We start from the raw sequence: 18,255 nt of genomic DNA on the forward strand, positions 1-18,255 counted from the left end.
ATTGCTGCTGCGCCCAAAAGAAATGTTCGTTCATTACCATCTACTCCAAATCGTGTTTGAAGTTCTGATCGAAGGCCTGGAATTTAGTTCAAAAAAATCCCCACTAATTACTTAGCAGGGATTTGTGTATAAGAGACAGCCTAAGAGGGGGCGAACTACGCTAAATCAGCGTATAACGGGAGAGAAATTACTATTATTCCTGAACGTTGATTTCACCCACACCCACTTCAATTTCAAGATCATATTCGCCTTTCCCGCGCCAGCGAATCGATTCGTTTACCAGATTCCGTTCCCGGTCAATATTGTTAAACCCCCGCAAATCAACGTCACCCACCCCGGTTTCCAAATCAATCAGGCGGTAGTTGTCATTTTCTAAATCAATATCAACTTCACCAACTCCAACATCGATGGTTGCAGTTCTTTCAAAATCGTCAATTTCAACTTCACCAACGCCGAGGTCGATATCAAGGTGTATATTTTTTGGGATGCGTACTGACCATTTTTGTACAACATCTTCCATGTCAATCTCTAACAAAACGGCGTTGTCCCGTTGATCAATGGTTAGTTCCACATCTTCCAAATCTGCAGAGCTAAACCAGTCGCTATCGGCTTCTTTTACTTCTATGTCTAATTCCAGGGTGTCACCATTGTAGGTTTCGATGTCCAGGCTACCTACCGGGACTTCAAAATGGACTGTGCTCTCCGCCGTGAGTTTTATGCTTTGTTGCAAATTCACTTTGTCTTTTGCAAAGCTTGTTTGTGTGACCAATGTTGCGGCGATAATCAGGGCGATTTTAGTTTTCATTTATTTCTCCGATGTGGCGGTTCTGCTAGTACATTTCCAATGGCATAGCAGATTTGTTATTGCTCTATGAGTAACAGCGTTATTTGCGATAATCATTTTTTTAATAATGGCAATTACAGTGCCACGTTAAAAATCCCGTAAAAACAATGGTTTATATTTATCTTTAGTTGGTAGCTAGTTTTCATGGCCTATAAAATGGCGAATTTGACTAATTCTCTGTAAAAATTACCAATGCAAAAACTTGCGTTAAACCTTGTTACTTCAAACCTTCAATGCATTCCAAATACATGCTGGTATACTAGTCGCGTTTTAATTACTCAAGGTTTAAATCGTTGTCTGAAAATCAGTTTAAAAAGCCACAGGGAAAGTTGCAGTCAGCTCTTAATGGGGATTATCACTTTGATCTAAAACAAGTTTTGCGCAGTGGTTGGGAGTTGACGCAAATTGATAAAGCCTCCATGGTGCAGGGAGTAATTATCATGATTGTGGTGGCCTTAATGGTTATGAGTGCCGGGCGGTATATTTCCGATTTAAAGGGCATCGATCCGAACGACCCTGGCTTCAGATTGGGATTGGATTTGCTTATGGTGATACTGATAACACCGTTAGCAGCAGGGTTAATGATGATGGGTATTAACGCCAGTGTTGGCGGAAAGAACAAACTATCAAATCTGTTTGAGTTTGTTAACCGCAGCCTGACTATTACGGTCACTGCTGTTATGACGGCAGCATTGGTTCAAATTGGTTTATTGCTGCTAATAGTGCCAGGATTGTATTTGATGGTGGCAACCGGATTTGCAATTCCGCTTGTACTGGAAAAAAAGCTGCTACCTGCAAGGGCCATTTTTACTTCCATCAAGGTCGTTAATCACCAATGGCTGACCTTTGTTAAATTGTATGGCATTTTTGCGCTATTGTTTGCATTAGTGATCCTGACTTTTGGGGTGGCGATAATATGGGTTTCACCTTTTTACTATAATGTGAAAGGGATACTGTACAGAGATATCTTTGGTGTGGAAAACCAGCAAGCGGGAGAAACAGTGAAAGAATTCGAGGTAACTTCTAGTCCGGCTAATATAGCAGCCCAGCGTGAAGTCAGATCGGACAGCCGCACCGGCCGGGACGAGCATTTCGATGCATAAATCGCTTCGAACCCGTTTGTGGACAGGTGGTGTGACCTTAATCGGCGTGGTGTCCTTTTTGTATCCTTTTTTTATCCCACCCAAAGTGCCGGTAGTAGAAACCAACCCTTTGCCGGTTGTCGCCGTTACCGTGCCAGATTTTAGCAAATTTAAAAATGTTACCGAAAAGAAAAGGGCATTTTTTGAATACCTGAGTCCGGAAGTTGACCGACAAAATGAAATCATCCTGTCACAACGCACATTAATCCTGGCCTTGTATAGCCAATGGCAAAGCCAGGGGCGCGTGACTCAGGCGCTCAGTGAAGCACAGCTTGACAGGTTAACTGCGCTGGCAAAAACCTACGGTGTGCAATTCAAAAAGTTAGATGACACTTTTTTTGAAAAATTATTGATTAAAGTGGATGTCATTCCCAAAGAACTGGTTCTGGTCCAGGCGGCGAATGAATCTGCCTGGGGAACATCGCGTTTTGCCCGCCAGGGCTTCAACTTTTTTGGTATGTGGTGCTACCGCAAAGGCTGCGGTTTTGTGCCGCGTCGCAGAGATGATGACATGAATCACGAAGTGGCCAAATATACTAACCTGGCGCAAGGGGTCGCTAAATATTTAAACACCCTGAACCGTCATTTTGCGTACCGTGATTTGCGCTACATTCGGGCGATATTACGGCAAACACAGCAACCTATTACCGCTGAGATGTTGGCCGAAGGACTTTTGCATTATTCCGAGCGAGGCCAGGCTTACGTCGAGGAACTACAGGCAATGATCAGAGTTAATCGCAAACATATTCATTCACAGGAAAGAAAAATTGAAAATAGTTAAATGGCTTACAGCAGTATGTGTGGCTTTTCCATTGTTAGCCGCACAGGCCGGAGAGTTGCATCTGGATTACAGTGATTTTTACAGCCATTTAAGAAAACTGGATGATGAAGAGTTACAACCGCTGCATTTTGCCTTTGGTTTTGTGAATGTGCAAAGTAAGGATCTGTGCCAGGTTCAGAGCGTTATGATCAATACTGACAAAATGGACATTCCGGTGGATGTGATGGCCAATAATCGTTTTGTGCTGCCCACTGAAAAAGCGTTAAAGTTGGCTAAAGCCAGGTTGTTTATCAAATTATCGGAACCCGAAAACCGCTGTGATTTATCGGTATTACTGGAAGCCAAACCAGCACTATTTCAGGACGGGGTGGATGCTGCGGAACTGGGCATGTTGATGGCCGCGTTTCAACGCTTTTTCGACAAAATGGGGAGTTTTTTGTCTTTTATGATGCCCTCAGCGACGGGGCTACAAATTACCGTTACTGACGATAGCCTTGTCCCCGAAGCCTTTAAAGCACTGAGTACCATTAATAGTGGCCACTGGCATGTGGAGGCCGCGAATCTGCCTAAGCTACCTAACGAATTTCGTTTAGAGGGTGTACAACGTATTACTGCATTGACTGATTAAATTCGGTTTATCTGTTATAGGGCACTCTTCAGGCCAATCACAGGCCTGAAAGCTGAGCCGAGATTTACTGCTTTACCAGACTTGCTCATTTCTGTAATGACTACCTGAAGCGCTATTTCACGCGAAAATATTTTATTGTTCTTTAGTCTGTATTTTTTTGAGTTGTCACTCAACCAGCTGAATATTAACCGCGTTGTCGCTGTCCTCAGTTTCGCTGAAGCTGTCTTTAAACTCAGGAGTGTCGAAGGCAATATCGCCTTCTTCCGGGGCCTGGTCTGAGGTGGTGATACTCTGAAAGTCGTACAGGTTTGGATCGGCAAGATGTGATGGCGTGACATTTTGTAATGCCCGAAACATATTTTCGATGCGGCCTGGATATTGTCTGGACCAGTCTTGTAACATACCTTTGATCATCTTGCGCTGTAGGTTTTCCTGAGAACCACAGAGGTTGCAGGGAATGATTGGGAATTCCATTTTTTCAGCGTATCTGGCAATGTCTTTTTCGCAGGCATAGGCCAGTGGTCTGATTACAATATTTTTGCCGTCATCACTGACCAGTTTGGGCGGCATGGACTTCATTCGACCGCCATGGAACATGTTTAGCAACAAGGTTTCCAGCATGTCGTCTCTGTGATGACCTAAGGCTATTTTGGTTGCGCCTAACTCTTGTGCCGTGCGATACAAAATACCGCGGCGTAAGCGGCTGCACAGCGAGCAGGTGGTTTTGCCTTCCGGAATTTTTTCCTTCACGATGGAGTAGGTGTCTTCATTGACTATTTTATAATCCACACCCAACTGGTCCAGATACGCAGGTAACACATGTTCGGGAAAGCCCGGTTGCTTTTGGTCCAGGTTAACTGCCACAATGTCAAAGTGGATTGGCGCAATATTTTTCAGAAAAAGCAGGATATCCAGTAAGGTATAGCTGTCTTTACCCCCTGACAGACACACCATCACCTTGTCACCGTCTTCAATCATATTGAAGTCGGCGATGGCTTTACCAACACATCGACGCAAGCGCTTTTGTAATTTGTTAAAGCTGTATTGTTGTTTACTTTTGGTTAAGTGATTAACCGCGGTTGCTGCTTCTGCTGACATCTGTATTACTCTGAACCCGTTTGACTCAATAAAGCATCCAATATCGGTTTGCCCGGATATTAAATGGCGGCAGAGTATACATTAATTTTCTGTTTGTCGCATATTATTGCTATCAGACTTTAACCGGTGATTCAAATCCCTCTGGCTTTAGAGCCAGTACATCACAATCCAGCATATCTATAACATGTTCTGCGGTATTGCCAATGAGTGCAGCAGATATTCCTTGTCGCCCTACAGTGCCAATGACAACCAGCTCCGCGTCCAGTTGTTTGGCAATGGCCGGGATCACATCTTCCGGTAATCCTTCCTTAACATGACAAAATTCAGCCCCAATTCCGGACTTTTCAGCGTGTTGCCGCATGTTGTCTTCATGGTGATTTTTAACCGATTGATTGTAGGTTTGCGGATCGAATTCAGGAATTTCGATGGCGATGTTTACCGGAGTGCCTGGATAGGAGTTGACCAGATGCACGTGTCCTTTGAGCAATCCTCCCATCTCAAGACAGGTGGCTGATATCCGATTGTTCAGGGAAATGTGTGCTTCGTCCTCGCTACCGACATTTACCGCGCCAATAATGGCCCCATTTTCAGGCCAGGCGTGATCCTTAACCAGTAATACCGATTTGGGTGATTTACGAAGCAGGTGCCAGTCAGTGGGGGTAAATATAACGGATTTTAGGGTATCGTGTTGTTGTGTGCCTTTGACAATCAGGTCGTAATTTTCTGCAATGGCTTCTACGATAATGCTTTCGTAGGGACGATTGTGCCAAACGACTTTGACATCCACGTGGATATCATGGGCATTGGGTTGTTGTTCAATTAATTGCACCAACCATTCAGTACGGTCATCTACCACTGCCTGGCGCATGATCTCGCGCTCTTCGACAGATAACATGGTGGTCATATCATAGGAAAAGTCGTAAATAGACAGAAAGGCAGTCACCTTACCATTACATTTATTGGCCAGTTCCAGTGCCCGGGCCAGTGATTTTTGCTGCTCTTCGGTTGGATCAACCACTGCTAAAATTTTATTAAAGCCACTCATAGCATTGTCCCAATTGGTGAAAAGAACATTATAAGTGTAAGAACAGCATCAAAGTTTTGCCAGTTTATCTATTGTTATAGATCAAAGAACCTGCAAAAAGAATTTGCCGGTTAGCGGCATTCGGGGGCAAAGGTTTTGCTCTTTTCTTCCAGAATTGCCGGGTTATTGATGTTGATTAGTTTGCCATCCACCGTTAAAACTCCTTCCTTGTTGAATTTTGACAATAGTCGCGAGATGGTTTCAACCGTTAACCCTAACAAATTGCCAATTTCACTGCGGGTCATGGTGAGCCGAAACTGATTGGCGGAAAACCCCCGTTGATTAAAGCGCAGCGACAGCGAATGTAAAAAGTAAGCTAAGCGCTCTTCAGCCGTGCGCTGATTGAGCAGCATAAACATCTGTTGATCTTGCTTAATTTCAGCGCTCATGAGCCGCATAAGTTGCTTTCTTAACGCGGGTAACTCATCAGACAGTTTATCCAGTGTGGCAAATGGGATCTCACAAACCATCGAGGTTTCCAACGCCTGAGTAACGGTTTGGTGGGCCTCTTCAGACATACTGTCGAAGCCAATAACTTCGCCGGGTAAATGAAATGCCGTAATCTGCTCTTCGCCGTTTTGGCTGATGGCATATGATTTAAAGGAGCCGGAACGAACCGCGTAAAGCGCCTTCAGTTTGTCACCAGTTTCAAAAAGTCTTTCACCTTTTTGGATGGGTTTCTTGCGCTGGATGATGTCGTCCAGTTTATCCATTTCGTTGTTGCTTAAATTAAAGGGCAGGCACAACTGACTGAAGCTACAGTTTTGACAGTGAAGAGGATAACGAGCTTGACTTACCATTGAATAATACAATCCCTTTTCGCGCTGAATCGTTACTATAAATGATGGGACAGGGCTTGTGCAATGGTAAACGCCCCATAGCAAAGTAATGCGATAGCGATGATTTGCCGTACTCTGGGGGATTTGGTGAAGTTAAGCAGTTCATTACTGGAAAAGGCCAGTAATAAGGTTGCCGGTAGCGTGCCTAAGCCGAAGGCTGCCATCTGTAGCGCACTGGCAGTGGCACTACCGCTGGCGATACTCCAGGCCAACGTTGAATAAACCAGGCCACACGGTAACCAACCCCAGATTAACCCATAGGGCAGGGCGGATATCGGGTGTTTAAACGGCACAAATCGCCTGGCGAATGGCGATATCCTGCGCCAGAACAGGGCTCCGAATGATTCCAACCGGGTCAGCAGGCGCCACCAGTTGCCGATATAAGCCCCCAGCAACAATAAAAATACACCACTGATTAACTTCAATACCACCACACCACTGGCTATCTGGTGACTGAATATCTGGCCCAGTGCCCCGGCAATAAACCCCGCCAGGCTGTAACTGAATATCCTGCCCAGATTGTAGCTTAACGCATAGGGTAACAGCGGTTTTTCAGGCGGAATGGCGTAACTCAAGCCAGCAATAACCCCACCACACATTGCTCCGCAATGCACGCTCCCGGCAATCCCGATTAAAAACGCGGCAAATAGATCGTTCACGAGCAGACTATTTTTCTTTGGGTGGCTTAGGTTTAGCTTTGGAAGCGTCTTTTACGTCATCATCAAACAAGATACTGTGTCCATGACGCTCAAGGTCTTTGAACTGTTCGCTGCGTACCGCCCAAAAAAAGATTGCGATTGCGACAAGTACCAGAATGATAGCTAAAGGAATCAATACGTAAATAATGCTCATGTTACTTGTCTTTTTGTGTATTAATACGAAGCGAGTTAAAGGTCACAATTAGCGAACTTAGCGACATGCCGATGACCGCACCCCAGGGGGGAAGTAATCCACTGACTGCAAAAGGCAGTACCAGCAAATTGTAACCCAAAGCCCAGGCAAAGTTTTGCTTAATAATGCGTTGTGTTTTTAACGATACTTCCAGCAAGGTGTTAATCGCTAAAAAATTGTCTTTCAGCATGATAATGTCAGCGGCATTTTGGGCGAAATCACTGGCGCCATTCACCGCTACTGAGATATCTGCACCGGCCAGAACCGGTGCGTCATTGACCCCGTCACCCACCATTAAAATGACTTCGCCTTTGGCTTGCAGGGTTTGCAGGTACGCCAGTTTCTGCACGGGCTTAACGCCATACTGATATTCCGGGATAGACAATTTATTCGCCAGAATAGCGACTTTTTGCTGGTTGTCTCCGCTTAGTAAAACAGATCTGCCGCGATTTAATTGTCTGAAAAAGGGCTCGACTTGTTCTCTTAACACGTCTTCCAGGTAAAACTCAGCTATCGGGATTTGTTCTCCGGTTAGTGTTACTTCGCACAGATAAACGTCGGCCTGCTGTACCTTAAAATTTGCTCCCGCAAAGTGACAATTACCGATGCGGTATCGCTTTTCGTGTAGCTCCCCTGCAATCCCTTCTCCCGGGAAAACCACGACCTCTTGACAGGGAAGGTTAGTGGCGCTGTCAAAGGCTTTAGCGATGGGGTGTTCTGAATAGGCTTCTATTGACGCGGCGACAGAGAGTACCTGTTCATCAGAGAGGTTACTGTGATTTTCCCAGCGCTGAACTTTGGGCTGGCCACGGGTTAACGTACCGGTTTTATCAAAGGCAAATACGGTTACCTTGTTTAAGGTCTCTAACAGGTCGGTACGCTTGATCACCAGGCCGCTTTCATTGAGTTTGCTCATGGCTGCGGTGAAGGCGGTTGGGGTAGCCAGTCCAAGCGCACAGGGGCAGGTAGCAACTAATACCGAAACCGTAATCCACAGTGCGTCGGCCGGTACTTTTTGATGCCAGTACAGGAAGGTAAGGGTGGCAATCAGGAGTACCAGGGAAACAAAACTTCCGGCGAGTTTGTCTGCCGCGATAGCAAATTTAGGTTTTTGTGAAAAAGCCAGTTCCTGTGCGCGACTGATCTGGTTAATGGCTGAATCTTTTAATGCTGTACTAACCGTGGCGATAATAGGCGCCGATAAATTTATCGTGCCGCCAAAAACGGGGGCATTAATGGTTTTACACACCGGTGCAGCTTCCCCTGTGAGAATCGCTTCGTCCAGTTCTGTGGTGCCCTGAGTAATGATGCCATCGACGGGCACAGTATCGCCAACTTTGATCTGAATTTGCTGTCCGGGCCTGATGGTTTTTGCCGGCACGTCCTGAATCTGGCCATCATCAGCGACGAGTCTGGCAAATTGAGGTAACTGACGACTGAGGTTATTGCCGGTAATTACCGCTTTTTGGCGGCCTTTGTGTTCGAAGTAGCGACCAATAAGCAATAAAAAGATAAACATGCAAATTGATTCGAAAAACACTTCTCCCTGGTTATTGAAGGTTGCCCAGGCGCTGCTGGCCCAGGTTACTACAATGGCGATACTCACCGGCATGTCCATATTTAAGGTTTTTGCGCTCAGTCCATTTAACGCGCTGATGATAAAAACTGAGCCGGAGTAAAAAACCACAGGGGTACTTAAGATCAGACTTACCCAATGCAAAAACTGACGCGTCTCTGCATCCAGGTTCCCAAATACCCCAAAATACAGTCCAAATGCCAACATCATTACCTGCATGGTAAGCAGGCCGGCTAGTCCAAGTTTTTTAAGGAAGTTTTTGTTTTCAGTCTGGAAAATCGTTTCATGCTGGTCGGGTTGAAAGGGCCTGGCCCGATAGCCGACTTCAAAAAACAGGTTGAGTAGCTGGGACAATGTCAGACTGTCTTTGTCCCAGCGCACTGAGGCGCGCCTGGCACTGACATCAACCCCTACCATTCGCACTGCCGGGTTGCTATTTAGGCGCTTTTCAATAAGCCAGGCGCATGCCGGGCAATTTAACCCTTCGACGGTAAGTTGAACTTCTGCAAATTGATTGTTTTGGCTGATGTATTCGTCAGTGAGTTCTGGCAGGTCGTAAATTTGAATATCTTTGCGCAAACTATCCGGGAGAGCATCGGCCCTGGCCGCAGGTTCCGTGCGAAATTTATAATAGTCTTCCAACCCGGTAGCGACAACGGAGCGTGCAACTTCGAGACAACCAGGACAACAAAATTGTCGCTGCTCATGCAAAACTTCAGTGCAAAACTGACTGTTGTCCGGGATTGTTTCGTTACAATGAAAACAATGGCCTGTTGCCACGTTGTACATTAAGGCTCCAGAATAATGTCAGAGGCAATCGGTAAAGACACGGTTTTTCTGATTTTCCACGACTCATCAAAAGGGGTCAGGGTAAGACGCCATTTGCCTTTTGTTTCATTGCGCAGTTCCCCTGAATAAACGCCTTCAGCGTTGCGGGTTAACATGACAAAAAAGTCCTTGTCTTGCAACGTGGCATGAAAAAAGTCCAGTTTTAATGCTGTAGCGTCCGGTGGCAATGCCTGTTGGAAAGTCACATAGATCCGGTTTTCTTGTAGTGTTAGCGCTGCAACGAGGTTGAGCTGTTTAGCCATACGCTTTTTACTGATGGATTGGTTTATCGCTTTCCCTTCTTTGTAGTAATCATCCGAGACCATGGAGTTTTCACTGGTGACAGCCAGATAGACGATGGTAAAACCAAGTACCATTGATATTGCCGGAATGGTGATTAAAAACCAGGGCCAGAATTGTTTGTACCACTTTTCAGCCATTTTTGTTTGCCTTGTAAATCGTCAATTGCGGTCATAAAAAAGCCCCGGGCTAAAAGCCGGGGCCTTGTTTATTATACCGTGCCTTTAAGGTTGATAAGACAGGCTGTAAACATAAGCTGCAACAACGTGAATCTTATCTTCACCTAAGCGTTCGTTGAACGCCGGCATAACGCCATTTCTGCCATAGGTTAAGGTTTCAGTTACTGCCCTATGACTACCGCCATACAACCATATGTTGTCCGTCAGGTTAGGGGCACCTAATGCCTGATTACCGGTGCCGTCCATGCCGTGACAGGCGGCACACACCGCAAAGCGAGCTTTACCTTTGTCTGCCAGGTCCTGATCGACACTTCTGCCACTCAGGCTTAGCGCATAAGCAACTACTTCTTCTATGCCTTTCTCGCCCATGGAATCAATCCAACCAGGCATGGCACCTTGACGTCCGTGGCGCAAGGTTTCTTTAATTTTTTCCGGAGTACCACCATACAACCAATCGTTGTCTGTCAGGTTAGGGAAGCCGGTTGATCCTCTGGCATCGGAACCGTGACACATGGCGCAATTCTGTAAAAACAGACGTTGTCCCACTTTTAACGCTTCCGGATCGTTAACCAGTTCTTCTATAGGACGGTCAGCAATCGCTTTAAAGACAGGATCAAATTTCTGAGCAGCGAATTCCAGTTCACGGTCGTACTGTACAATTTCACCCGCTTCTTTTGCGGCAATCACGGCGGCTCTGGATTCTTCTAAAGAGCGAATATCCTGGTGAGAGCTCTTCCAGCCAAGTAAACCCTGAAAGTTACCCAGACCCGGATAGAGTGCAAAATACACTAAAGCCCAGACGATAACTGCGTAGAACATGTAGGTCCACCAAACAGGTAACCCATTGTTGATTTCAAGGATGCCATCAAATTCATGATGCATATCATCGCCTTCTTCAACGCCGGTTTTGTTTTTTAAACACCAGCGTAATAACAGAAAACAACCCAGTATTGTGCCAAGTGAAATTACACTTACAAAAATACTCCAAAAGCTACTCATTGTCAGAAGACTCCCGATTTGTGCTTGATGATTTTTGTTTTGGCTCGTCGTCGAAAACTAAATTGGCCGCTTCATCAAACCCTGCTTTAGACTTTTTACTGTAAGCCCAAAGCACAATACCTATAAAAAATACAAATACCGCAACAGTGAATATACTGCCTATCGTACCGTAATCCATAATGTCACCTACTTAAGTGCTGTACCCAGTGACTGAAGATAAGCAATCAATGCTTGCATTTCAGTCTTGCCTTCGACCGCCTCCTGCGCACCGGCGATATCTTCGTCGGTATAAGGAACACCAAAGCCTTTGAAGATTTCCATCTTTCTGGCGGTGTGTTTACCATCAAGCAGGTTTTCATCTAACCACGGAAAAGCAGGCATATTGGATTCAGGTACGACGGCACGAGGGTCCATCAGGTGAGCATAGTGCCAGTCATCACTGTATCGTCCGCCAACGCGAGCGAGATCAGGCCCAGTACGTTTGGAACCCCACAGGAAAGGGTGTTCCCAGACAGATTCACCAGCAACTGAGTAGTGGCCGTAACGTTCTGTTTCAGAGCGAAACGGACGAATCATCTGACTATGACAGCCCACACAGCCTTCGCGAATATAGATGTCTCTGCCTTCCAGTTGCAATGCCGTGTAAGGCTTTAAACCATCTACGGGTTTCATAGTTTGTTGCTGAAACATCAAGGGAGTGATTTCAACCAGGGCACCAAAGGAAATGGCGACCAAAATAAATACGGCTAACAGCCCTGCATTTTTTTCTACGAGTTCATGTACGTTTTTCATCGGCACTCCTTACGCTGGCTGAGCTTCACTGGCAGCAGCATCTTGCGCTTCTGCTTTGTCTTCACTGGTGATGGTTTTATAGCAGTTGTATGCCATTAACAGCATACCTGTCACTACGAAACAGCCACCCAGGAAGCGAATGAAGTAGAAGGGCATTGAGGCTTCAAGACTTTCTACAAAACTATAGGTCAGAGTACCGTCAGCGTTAACTGCGCGCCACATCAGGCCTTGCATTACACCAGAAATCCACATGGCAACGATGTAAAGTACCACGCCTACCGTTGCTAACCAGAAATGTACGTTAACCAAACGGATGCTGTACATACCAGGTTTATTAAACAGGATAGGGATCAAGTGGTACAAAGAACCGATAGATACCATGGCAACCCAGCCAAGCGCACCCGAGTGCACGTGACCGATTGTCCAGTCTGTGTAGTGAGAAAGAGCGTTAACCGTTTTAATGGCCATCATAGGTCCTTCGAAGGTAGACATACCGTAGAAAGACAAGGAAACAATCAGGAAGCGCAATACCGGATCAGAGCGAAGTTTATGCCACGCGCCTGACAGGGTCATAATACCGTTGATCATGCCACCCCAGGATGGAACGAACAGTACAACCGACATAACCATGCCCACTGACTGAGTCCAGTCAGGCAGTGCCGTGTAGTGCAGGTGGTGAGGACCAGCCCAGATATAAAGTGAGACCAGTGCCCAAAAGTGAATGACGGATAAACGGTAAGAATAAACCGGGCGTCCGGCTTGCTTTGGAACAAAGTAGTACATCATGCCCAGGAATCCGGCCGTCAGGAAGAATCCGACCGCATTGTGGCCGTACCACCATTGCATCATAGCATCTACGGCACCGCCATAGATGGAATAAGACTTGGTTAATGAAACCGGAACCGCCAGGCTGTTGCCGATGTGCAGTACCGCAACCGTAATAATAAATGCACCGAAGAACCAGTTGGCAACATAAATATGAGACACTTTACGAATAATAACGGTGCCAAAAAAGTTAATAAGATAGGCAACCCATACCAGCGTAATGAGTATGTCGATGGGCCACTCCAGCTCGGCGTACTCTTTGGAAGACGTTAAACCCATCGGCAAGGTGATCACGGCTGACAAAATAATGGCTTGCCAACCCCAAAACGTAAAGTTAGCTAACTTATCGCTAAATAGTCTAACTTGAGAGGTGCGCTGTACCACGTAATAAGACGTTGCGAACAGAGCACAACCACCGAAAGCGAAAATTACTGCATTAGTATGCAGAGGTCTTAATCGCGAAAAGGTCAGCCAGGGCGTGTCAAAATTCAATGCTGGCCAGATGAGCTGCGCGGCAATTAAAACGCCAACGCCCATACCAACGATACCCCAAATAATCGCCATAACAGCGAATTTGCGGACTACGTCGTAGTTATATTCAGAATGATCTCGGGTCATTTCACTCATTATTTACCATCTTCCACATGTGTTGAGTGTTAATTTCTACGCCTGCAACACCGGTTAAAACCAGTGTCCTCGATAACCATAGATAACTAATGTCAATTGTACAAATTATGCACATATTTGCCGAGTTTAAATGGTAGAGGATTTTCAGGCGGCCAAATGATAAGGGTTTTGGGCCCAAAAAGATAGTTTCATGGCCACTAACTTGATCTTGATCAATGAATCACTAATCTTACCTAACCTATTGATTACCTTTGTTAACTTTCTATTTACATTTGGCTGAATTTAGCCTCATTTTGATCCCGGCGGGGTTAATATTGACAGCAATTGATATTACTACGATGGCTATTTCAAATATTGATGTATATCAAATTTTACTGCCGCAGTTGGCACTGCATTTTGTTCCGGGCACAGTTACGGCAATAGATGATAGGAATCATCTGTGAAGGAGTGAATAAAAGCTTTATTGGAAACTGGCCGGGGGGTTGTAACTGCACTCTGCCAGTTTGCGGATCGGTTTTCTGATGGCTGTTATTGGTCAGGTTGACTGATTTAGATTTAATGAAATAGTTTTTTAGAAGCTTTGTCGGCAGGAACCAGAGAAAAACTGCAATTCGACCTGCAGTTTTTCTCTCGCAAATTCGTATTAAAGCTGACTCTGTAAATAATTCTGCAACCCAACTTTGTCGATCAGGCCAATCTGCTGTTCAAGCCAACGGGCGTGATCCATTTCAGTATCATCAATCAGTGTCTGCAACATATTGCGTGTCACAAAGTCTTGTTCCTGTTCGCATAAGGCCATAGTTTCTTTCAGCAATGCGTCAACCTGATATTCGATTTTCAAGTCGTTTTTTAACATCGAAGGAACGTCGGTGCCTACCAAAATAGGATCGCGCTTGGACATATCCGGTACACCTTCGAGGAACAGAATACGTTCGATCAACAGAGACGCATGTTGCTTTTCATCGTCAAACTCGTGATCAATTCGCTCATACAATTTGTTGAACCCCCAATCCTGATACATGCGGGAATGTATAAAGTATTGATCCATAGCGGTAAGTTCATTGGCTAACAGCCTGTTCAGGGCGTCGATTACATTTTGTTTGCCTTGCATTACGCTTCTCCTATTTGCGCCTGAAGATAGTTTTCCAGACCCATTTGACTAATTTGATATTGCTGAGCTTCGATCCAATCAATGTGTTCTTCTTCATATTCAAGGATTTCAGAAAGCAAATCACGAGATACAAAATCTTTGGCGGTTTCACACTCGGCTATGGCTTTTTTCAATAGCGGAATTTGTTGTGACTGAAAGCTAAGGTCACAGGACAGCATTTCTTCGCAATGCTCACCTATGAACAATTTGCCTAAATTTTGCAGGTTCGGCAGCCCTTCCAGAAACAGGATCCGCTCCATGAGTTTGTCTGCCTGTTTCATGTCTTTGATAGACTTCTTGTAGCAAACACCGTTTAGTTGCTCGAATCCCCAGTTTTTGTACATTCTGGCGTGCAGAAAATACTGATTGATAGACGTCAATTCTGCGGTAAGCACTTCATTTAACAGTGCTAAAATGTGTTTATCACCTTGCATCGTGGAATCACCTAAGCTTAAGTTGTTATCTAGTATAGTAGATATTGACTCAAAAACAAGTAAAAAACCTTATAAAACAAAGAGATAGTAATGTTAATGGTTCTTGTTTAGGTCTTTTTTCCTATTTGAATTATGGTCGTAATATTTGCATAAATTGGGCAATTTTCGCTGGATACGGGATTTTGTTTGCGCCTGTTCACACCTCAGGAGTACACTGCGATTCGAGTAAATAAATTAGCCACGTCTCAATCATGATTAAAAACATTATAATTGCCGCTTTGTTAATTGGCTTCGGTTATACCTTATCGGTGTTTTGGCCAATGGACCCGTCGTGGCAAGAGGAAGTAAAAGCCCCTTTTAAAGCTGATGGTTTAATTGGCGGTTCAATCGTAGGTGAATGGGTAGGGGTCGTGGATGAACCTGTCTCAACAGAGGCAACTGCGGCTGAAGAAGATAAGACGCAATATGCTACTCAACGCGACTTGTTGGTGAGCCCGATGGATGTGGATGTTACGTACACAGTGTTGTTAGGCGAATATCCCAATGAAGATGATGGTAACCGCCACCTGGCGTTAATCGGTATTACCGATGTTGCACCAACCTATATCCCATACAAAACTCCGTTGGGTAATAAAGCGTTATTACTTTTGCTGGGTAATTACAAAGATGAACACACCGCCCAGATTCAGGAAAAACAATGGGAGGCCGTGTATGATGTCAATCTTCAGGTTGTCAAAATGCCTGTGTTACCTGATCCCGAAGCCGAGGCAAAACAAAAACAAGCCGAAGAAACCGCTGAGGCGTTATCAAAAATCTTAAACCCGGATGCCTGAGTTACCCGGTTGTTTTAAATTTTACCCTTCAGTTTGTGATTAGTTTGCCAGCCCGCATCTGCCGGATTTTTCACAAAGCACACTTTCAGGGCAGAGCGGCCACTTTGCCCAAAATAAATGGTACTAGACGCGTCCGCTTCGTTGTCGGTGAGATACCAGCGTTCGTCAGACCAGGCCATACCAGGTGAACTGACAATAAACACACACAAATCGGCCTTGCCTTTTTCCTGAGTGATAGTCGCGATGATATTTGCTTCGCTTATATTAAATGTTTGTAATACTTTCGCCATGCACTGCTCACTATTTTGTGGTGAACATTCTATGGATTTGAGAACAAAAATCTATCTTTGATATCTGGAAATTTATTGCGCTAAAAACGGAATAAGTGTTTGCAAAACCGGCTGTTTATGCCTATGGTGAAACCTGAAGTGCAAGGAAACGCGATGGAACAGGCGAATTGCATGACATTCAAACGAATACGGATGGATTATTTGCATAAAGGATTGTGTTGTTCCCTTTTTCAATCAAATGCACATTAAAAAACGTTGCCAGAAACAGTTAGCTGTCAGAAAAATATATGAGATTCGGTGAACAAAGACTCGGAAGAAACCCGGTAAGATTGATAGGTGTTAACGCACCATTTCAACCTGCACTGCAGTTCGGTCGCGAATACGCAGCAAACGATGATCCCAGATTGCGTGCCAGTCAGTCTTGGGGAGGATCTGACATGGAAGGACGGAATGCGGCTGGTAATAGTATTAAAGAGCCACTGCCTACCCGGCAGCAAACGGCGCTGGCTCATCAATTGACGCCTCAGATGCAAAGTATGTTGCGCGGCGGCATGAGACCCATTCAGAATCGTGGCAGAAGCGCGCAAATTAAGCCTTCTGAGCTTCAATCTGTGCACCTGGGTGAGGCAATAGGGCAAAGCGAAAAACGCGCTTCTACCGTTGCTGTTGCGGCTAACCCCAATGGACCGTCAGGGCTGAGAAGAGTCGTTGGCGAAGTATAAAAGAAACGCTGTAAGGTGATTCAACAACTTTACTCTTCAACTGGCTGAATTTCCTTATACATATGAAACCAGTTTTCTCCATCAATATAACCCGATAGTTCCGCTAACAGAGTAAATCCGTTTTTCAGATAAAACTCATAAGTGTGTAAGGTACTTGTTTCCAACACCAGTGCTTTGCCGCCCATTTGTTGAGCCAGGTGCTCAGCCAGAGTAAGAATGCGTTTGCCAAGTCCAATGCCGCGCAGAGATTCGATGATAAAAAAAGAATAAATAGAGACGGCATTCCAGCGCCTTTGTAAGATTAGCCCGCCCACCAACTCATTGTGCTCAGCAAATACATTGATATAGCCTTCATATTCAATCGCATAATATCCCAGTAGATTGGATTCGTGCTGTGCGATGAGGGCTTCCAGAGGGTGGTTGCGTGGCCTGAGGGCTTTAAATCCTATATCGATGAGCAGTTGCCCCGAAGGGGCTTCGAATACTTCCTGATATTCACCAAAATACTGTTCCGAATTCTCCGGCTCGCTCATTTTTTGTGAAATACGACGTTTGAGGCTCTGTTATTTAAATTGCCATGAAACTTAGCCGTGCTGTTGTTGGCTCGCGCAGTACTGGTTTTGATCCGTTCACTGGATTTTGCATCCTGACCTAAAAGGTGATTGGTCAGTTTGCCAATCTTGGCGTCGTGCATATCTGAGTGCGCCTGTACGCTGGGTAACCAGGCGCCGGTTTCAACCCGGATATTGTTTTGCGGAGTGATGCTGTTCTTCACACTAAATTTATTATCGACAGACACCATATTGCCCGTTATGTGTTCATTGGCTCTCGCTGTCGTTACCTGAACGGCGTCTTTGTTGTCATAAATATTATGGATTTGGCCTCTGACTTTGTCCGCAGCGTTGGCAGACCAGGAGGTGTTTTTCCCCCCGCTGGACATTTGCGGGGTTCCTAACATCACAGCATTGCGAATACTGGGGGTACTTTTAGCGCCCAGTGCTTTACCCAGAACGTTACCACCATGACTATGGGCAATGGCGTTGACGTCATTGCTGGTTGAGCGGTTTATGGTAGGGCGGTTAACATCTTTCAGAAAAGCATTTAACTGTTTACCAGCTTCAACTCGCGATGCCTCTGTTTGACCACCGCTCCACTGAAAATTGGTACTGGCGGTATTGCGGGCCCGGGTGTTTTCTTTGTCAAAAGCTGAGCCGGTTTTAGTCCAGGCTTCACCACGGGCAAAGGTGCCATGAATATTAATATCAACGCCCCGTTGCCCTTGCGACTGACCGCGAAGATTAATCAGGTTGTTGACATTCTCACGGGCCAGTTGTTGATTGGTGGTGAGATTGGCCTTTCTGGCTGCGACAATGTCTTTTGCTGATGGCATAGT

General features: G+C 45.4%; 22 protein-coding genes. 5 read left to right on the top strand and 17 right to left on the bottom strand.

All coding sequences use genetic code 11. The features are described from left to right. Window positions 1-193: 193 nt before the first annotated feature. A complete protein-coding gene (locus AC0J20_RS16800) occupies window positions 194-805 on the bottom strand; it encodes a hypothetical protein (RefSeq protein WP_473022615.1) in 612 nt (203 codons plus the stop codon). A gap of 332 nt (window positions 806-1,137) precedes the next feature. On the opposite strand from AC0J20_RS16800, the gene AC0J20_RS16805 reads away from it, so the two are divergent. The 3 genes from AC0J20_RS16805 to AC0J20_RS16815 are packed head-to-tail and all read left to right on the top strand — an operon-like array spanning window position 1,138 to window position 3,395. Continuing rightward, entirely contained in the window at window positions 1,138-1,947 is an 810-nt protein-coding gene (locus AC0J20_RS16805) for a DUF2189 domain-containing protein (RefSeq protein WP_473022616.1), read from the top strand. Next, window positions 1,940-2,767, top strand: coding sequence for a glucosaminidase domain-containing protein (locus AC0J20_RS16810; RefSeq protein ID WP_229527230.1), 828 nt, complete (start codon window positions 1,940-1,942; stop codon window positions 2,765-2,767). The genes AC0J20_RS16805 and AC0J20_RS16810 overlap by 8 nt, the downstream gene beginning before the upstream one ends. Then, the gene (locus AC0J20_RS16815; RefSeq protein WP_473022617.1) at window positions 2,754-3,395 is read left to right on the top strand and encodes a DUF2987 domain-containing protein; all 642 of its coding nucleotides are present in this window, start codon (window positions 2,754-2,756) and stop codon (window positions 3,393-3,395) included. The genes AC0J20_RS16810 and AC0J20_RS16815 overlap by 14 nt, the downstream gene beginning before the upstream one ends. A 165-nt stretch (window positions 3,396-3,560) precedes the next feature. On the opposite strand, the gene ttcA is transcribed toward AC0J20_RS16815, so the two are convergent. The 13 genes from ttcA to bfr (AC0J20_RS16880) form a co-directional block, all read right to left on the bottom strand. After that, window positions 3,561-4,493 carry a tRNA 2-thiocytidine(32) synthetase TtcA gene (gene ttcA / locus AC0J20_RS16820; RefSeq protein WP_473022618.1) on the bottom strand — a complete coding sequence of 311 codons (933 nt, stop codon included), beginning with the start codon at window positions 4,491-4,493 and terminating at the stop codon, window positions 3,561-3,563. Between the two features lie 112 nt (window positions 4,494-4,605). Continuing rightward, window positions 4,606-5,538 carry a universal stress protein UspE gene (gene uspE, locus AC0J20_RS16825; protein WP_473022619.1) on the bottom strand — a complete coding sequence of 311 codons (933 nt, stop codon included), beginning with the start codon at window positions 5,536-5,538 and terminating at the stop codon, window positions 4,606-4,608. A 110-nt stretch (window positions 5,539-5,648) separates the two neighbouring features. Beyond that, entirely contained in the window at window positions 5,649-6,377 is a 729-nt protein-coding gene (gene fnr / locus AC0J20_RS16830) for a fumarate/nitrate reduction transcriptional regulator Fnr (RefSeq protein ID WP_229527244.1), read from the bottom strand. Between the two features lie 35 nt (window positions 6,378-6,412). Beyond that, window positions 6,413-7,075, bottom strand: a complete 663-nt coding sequence (locus tag AC0J20_RS16835) for a sulfite exporter TauE/SafE family protein (protein WP_473022620.1) — start codon at window positions 7,073-7,075, stop codon at window positions 6,413-6,415. 7 nt (window positions 7,076-7,082) lie between these two features. Further along, window positions 7,083-7,268, bottom strand: a complete 186-nt coding sequence (gene ccoS, locus AC0J20_RS16840; RefSeq protein ID WP_473022621.1) for a cbb3-type cytochrome oxidase assembly protein CcoS — start codon at window positions 7,266-7,268, stop codon at window positions 7,083-7,085. A gap of 1 nt (window position 7,269) precedes the next feature. Continuing rightward, window positions 7,270-9,672 carry a heavy metal translocating P-type ATPase gene (locus tag AC0J20_RS16845; protein ID WP_473022622.1) on the bottom strand — a complete coding sequence of 801 codons (2,403 nt, stop codon included), beginning with the start codon at window positions 9,670-9,672 and terminating at the stop codon, window positions 7,270-7,272. Next, window positions 9,672-10,151 (bottom strand): FixH family protein, encoded by a 480-nt coding sequence (locus AC0J20_RS16850; RefSeq protein ID WP_473022623.1) that lies wholly within the window; start codon window positions 10,149-10,151, stop codon window positions 9,672-9,674. Before AC0J20_RS16850 ends, AC0J20_RS16845 begins: the two co-directional genes overlap by 1 nt. Window positions 10,152-10,235: 84 nt before the next feature. Further along, window positions 10,236-11,189, bottom strand: coding sequence for a cytochrome-c oxidase, cbb3-type subunit III (gene ccoP / locus AC0J20_RS16855; RefSeq protein ID WP_229527249.1), 954 nt, complete (start codon window positions 11,187-11,189; stop codon window positions 10,236-10,238). After that, window positions 11,182-11,367, bottom strand: a complete 186-nt coding sequence (locus tag AC0J20_RS16860; protein WP_229527250.1) for a cbb3-type cytochrome oxidase subunit 3 — start codon at window positions 11,365-11,367, stop codon at window positions 11,182-11,184. Before AC0J20_RS16860 ends, ccoP begins: the two co-directional genes overlap by 8 nt. An 8-nt stretch (window positions 11,368-11,375) precedes the next feature. Continuing rightward, window positions 11,376-11,981, bottom strand: a complete 606-nt coding sequence (ccoO, locus tag AC0J20_RS16865; protein WP_229527251.1) for a cytochrome-c oxidase, cbb3-type subunit II — start codon at window positions 11,979-11,981, stop codon at window positions 11,376-11,378. A 9-nt stretch (window positions 11,982-11,990) separates the two neighbouring features. Then, window positions 11,991-13,433, bottom strand: a complete 1,443-nt coding sequence (ccoN, locus tag AC0J20_RS16870; RefSeq protein ID WP_229527252.1) for a cytochrome-c oxidase, cbb3-type subunit I — start codon at window positions 13,431-13,433, stop codon at window positions 11,991-11,993. 643 nt (window positions 13,434-14,076) lie between these two features. Continuing rightward, entirely contained in the window at window positions 14,077-14,544 is a 468-nt protein-coding gene (bfr, locus tag AC0J20_RS16875; protein WP_229527253.1) for a bacterioferritin, read from the bottom strand. Beyond that, window positions 14,544-15,017: a bacterioferritin gene (gene bfr / locus AC0J20_RS16880; RefSeq protein ID WP_229527254.1), complete on the bottom strand. Its 474-nt coding sequence runs from the start codon at window positions 15,015-15,017 to the stop codon at window positions 14,544-14,546. The genes bfr (AC0J20_RS16875) and bfr (AC0J20_RS16880) overlap by 1 nt, the downstream gene beginning before the upstream one ends. 251 nt (window positions 15,018-15,268) lie before the next feature. Between bfr (AC0J20_RS16880) and AC0J20_RS16885 the strand changes: the two genes are divergently transcribed. Continuing rightward, window positions 15,269-15,850: a hypothetical protein gene (locus AC0J20_RS16885; protein WP_229527255.1), complete on the top strand. Its 582-nt coding sequence runs from the start codon at window positions 15,269-15,271 to the stop codon at window positions 15,848-15,850. Window positions 15,851-15,864: 14 nt separating this feature from the next. Here the strand turns inward: AC0J20_RS16885 and AC0J20_RS16890 are convergent, their stop codons facing one another. Then, window positions 15,865-16,140: a 7(1) septoil knot domain-containing protein gene (locus AC0J20_RS16890; protein ID WP_229527256.1), complete on the bottom strand. Its 276-nt coding sequence runs from the start codon at window positions 16,138-16,140 to the stop codon at window positions 15,865-15,867. Window positions 16,141-16,427: 287 nt separating this feature from the next. On the opposite strand from AC0J20_RS16890, the gene AC0J20_RS16895 reads away from it, so the two are divergent. Continuing rightward, the gene (locus AC0J20_RS16895) at window positions 16,428-16,862 is read left to right on the top strand and encodes a hypothetical protein (protein ID WP_229527257.1); all 435 of its coding nucleotides are present in this window, start codon (window positions 16,428-16,430) and stop codon (window positions 16,860-16,862) included. Between the two features lie 29 nt (window positions 16,863-16,891). Here the strand turns inward: AC0J20_RS16895 and AC0J20_RS16900 are convergent, their stop codons facing one another. Both AC0J20_RS16900 and AC0J20_RS16905 read right to left on the bottom strand, forming a co-directional pair. Continuing rightward, a complete protein-coding gene (locus AC0J20_RS16900) occupies window positions 16,892-17,395 on the bottom strand; it encodes a GNAT family N-acetyltransferase (protein WP_229527258.1) in 504 nt (167 codons plus the stop codon). Next, complete coding sequence (locus tag AC0J20_RS16905; protein ID WP_229527259.1) at window positions 17,392-18,252, bottom strand: esterase/lipase family protein; 861 nt, start codon at window positions 18,250-18,252, stop codon at window positions 17,392-17,394. Before AC0J20_RS16905 ends, AC0J20_RS16900 begins: the two co-directional genes overlap by 4 nt. Between the last annotated feature and the right edge of the window lie 3 nt (window positions 18,253-18,255).

Source organism: Planctobacterium sp. R6 (assembly GCF_055755215.1).

What these genes read in the sequence shown, in the direction of transcription:
- AC0J20_RS16800 (WP_473022615.1), bottom strand. Translation starts at nt 805, where the DNA reads ATGAAAACTAAAATCGCCCTGATTATCGCCGCAACATTGGTCACACAA.
- AC0J20_RS16810 (WP_229527230.1), top strand. Translation starts at nt 1,940, where the DNA reads ATGCATAAATCGCTTCGAACCCGTTTGTGGACAGGTGGTGTGACCTTA.
- ttcA (WP_473022618.1), bottom strand. Translation starts at nt 4,493, where the DNA reads ATGTCAGCAGAAGCAGCAACCGCGGTTAATCACTTAACCAAAAGTAAA.
- uspE (WP_473022619.1), bottom strand. Translation starts at nt 5,538, where the DNA reads ATGAGTGGCTTTAATAAAATTTTAGCAGTGGTTGATCCAACCGAAGAG.
- fnr (WP_229527244.1), bottom strand. Translation starts at nt 6,377, where the DNA reads ATGGTAAGTCAAGCTCGTTATCCTCTTCACTGTCAAAACTGTAGCTTC.
- ccoS (WP_473022621.1), bottom strand. Translation starts at nt 7,268, where the DNA reads ATGAGCATTATTTACGTATTGATTCCTTTAGCTATCATTCTGGTACTT.
- AC0J20_RS16845 (WP_473022622.1), bottom strand. Translation starts at nt 9,672, where the DNA reads ATGTACAACGTGGCAACAGGCCATTGTTTTCATTGTAACGAAACAATC.
- AC0J20_RS16850 (WP_473022623.1), bottom strand. Translation starts at nt 10,151, where the DNA reads ATGGCTGAAAAGTGGTACAAACAATTCTGGCCCTGGTTTTTAATCACC.
- ccoP (WP_229527249.1), bottom strand. Translation starts at nt 11,189, where the DNA reads ATGAGTAGCTTTTGGAGTATTTTTGTAAGTGTAATTTCACTTGGCACA.
- AC0J20_RS16860 (WP_229527250.1), bottom strand. Translation starts at nt 11,367, where the DNA reads ATGGATTACGGTACGATAGGCAGTATATTCACTGTTGCGGTATTTGTA.
- ccoO (WP_229527251.1), bottom strand. Translation starts at nt 11,981, where the DNA reads ATGAAAAACGTACATGAACTCGTAGAAAAAAATGCAGGGCTGTTAGCC.
- ccoN (WP_229527252.1), bottom strand. Translation starts at nt 13,433, where the DNA reads ATGAGTGAAATGACCCGAGATCATTCTGAATATAACTACGACGTAGTC.
- bfr (WP_229527253.1), bottom strand. Translation starts at nt 14,544, where the DNA reads ATGCAAGGCAAACAAAATGTAATCGACGCCCTGAACAGGCTGTTAGCC.
- bfr (WP_229527254.1), bottom strand. Translation starts at nt 15,017, where the DNA reads ATGCAAGGTGATAAACACATTTTAGCACTGTTAAATGAAGTGCTTACC.
- AC0J20_RS16885 (WP_229527255.1), top strand. Translation starts at nt 15,269, where the DNA reads ATGATTAAAAACATTATAATTGCCGCTTTGTTAATTGGCTTCGGTTAT.
- AC0J20_RS16890 (WP_229527256.1), bottom strand. Translation starts at nt 16,140, where the DNA reads ATGGCGAAAGTATTACAAACATTTAATATAAGCGAAGCAAATATCATC.
- AC0J20_RS16895 (WP_229527257.1), top strand. Translation starts at nt 16,428, where the DNA reads ATGAGATTCGGTGAACAAAGACTCGGAAGAAACCCGGTAAGATTGATA.
- AC0J20_RS16900 (WP_229527258.1), bottom strand. Translation starts at nt 17,395, where the DNA reads ATGAGCGAGCCGGAGAATTCGGAACAGTATTTTGGTGAATATCAGGAA.
- AC0J20_RS16905 (WP_229527259.1), bottom strand. Translation starts at nt 18,252, where the DNA reads ATGCCATCAGCAAAAGACATTGTCGCAGCCAGAAAGGCCAATCTCACC.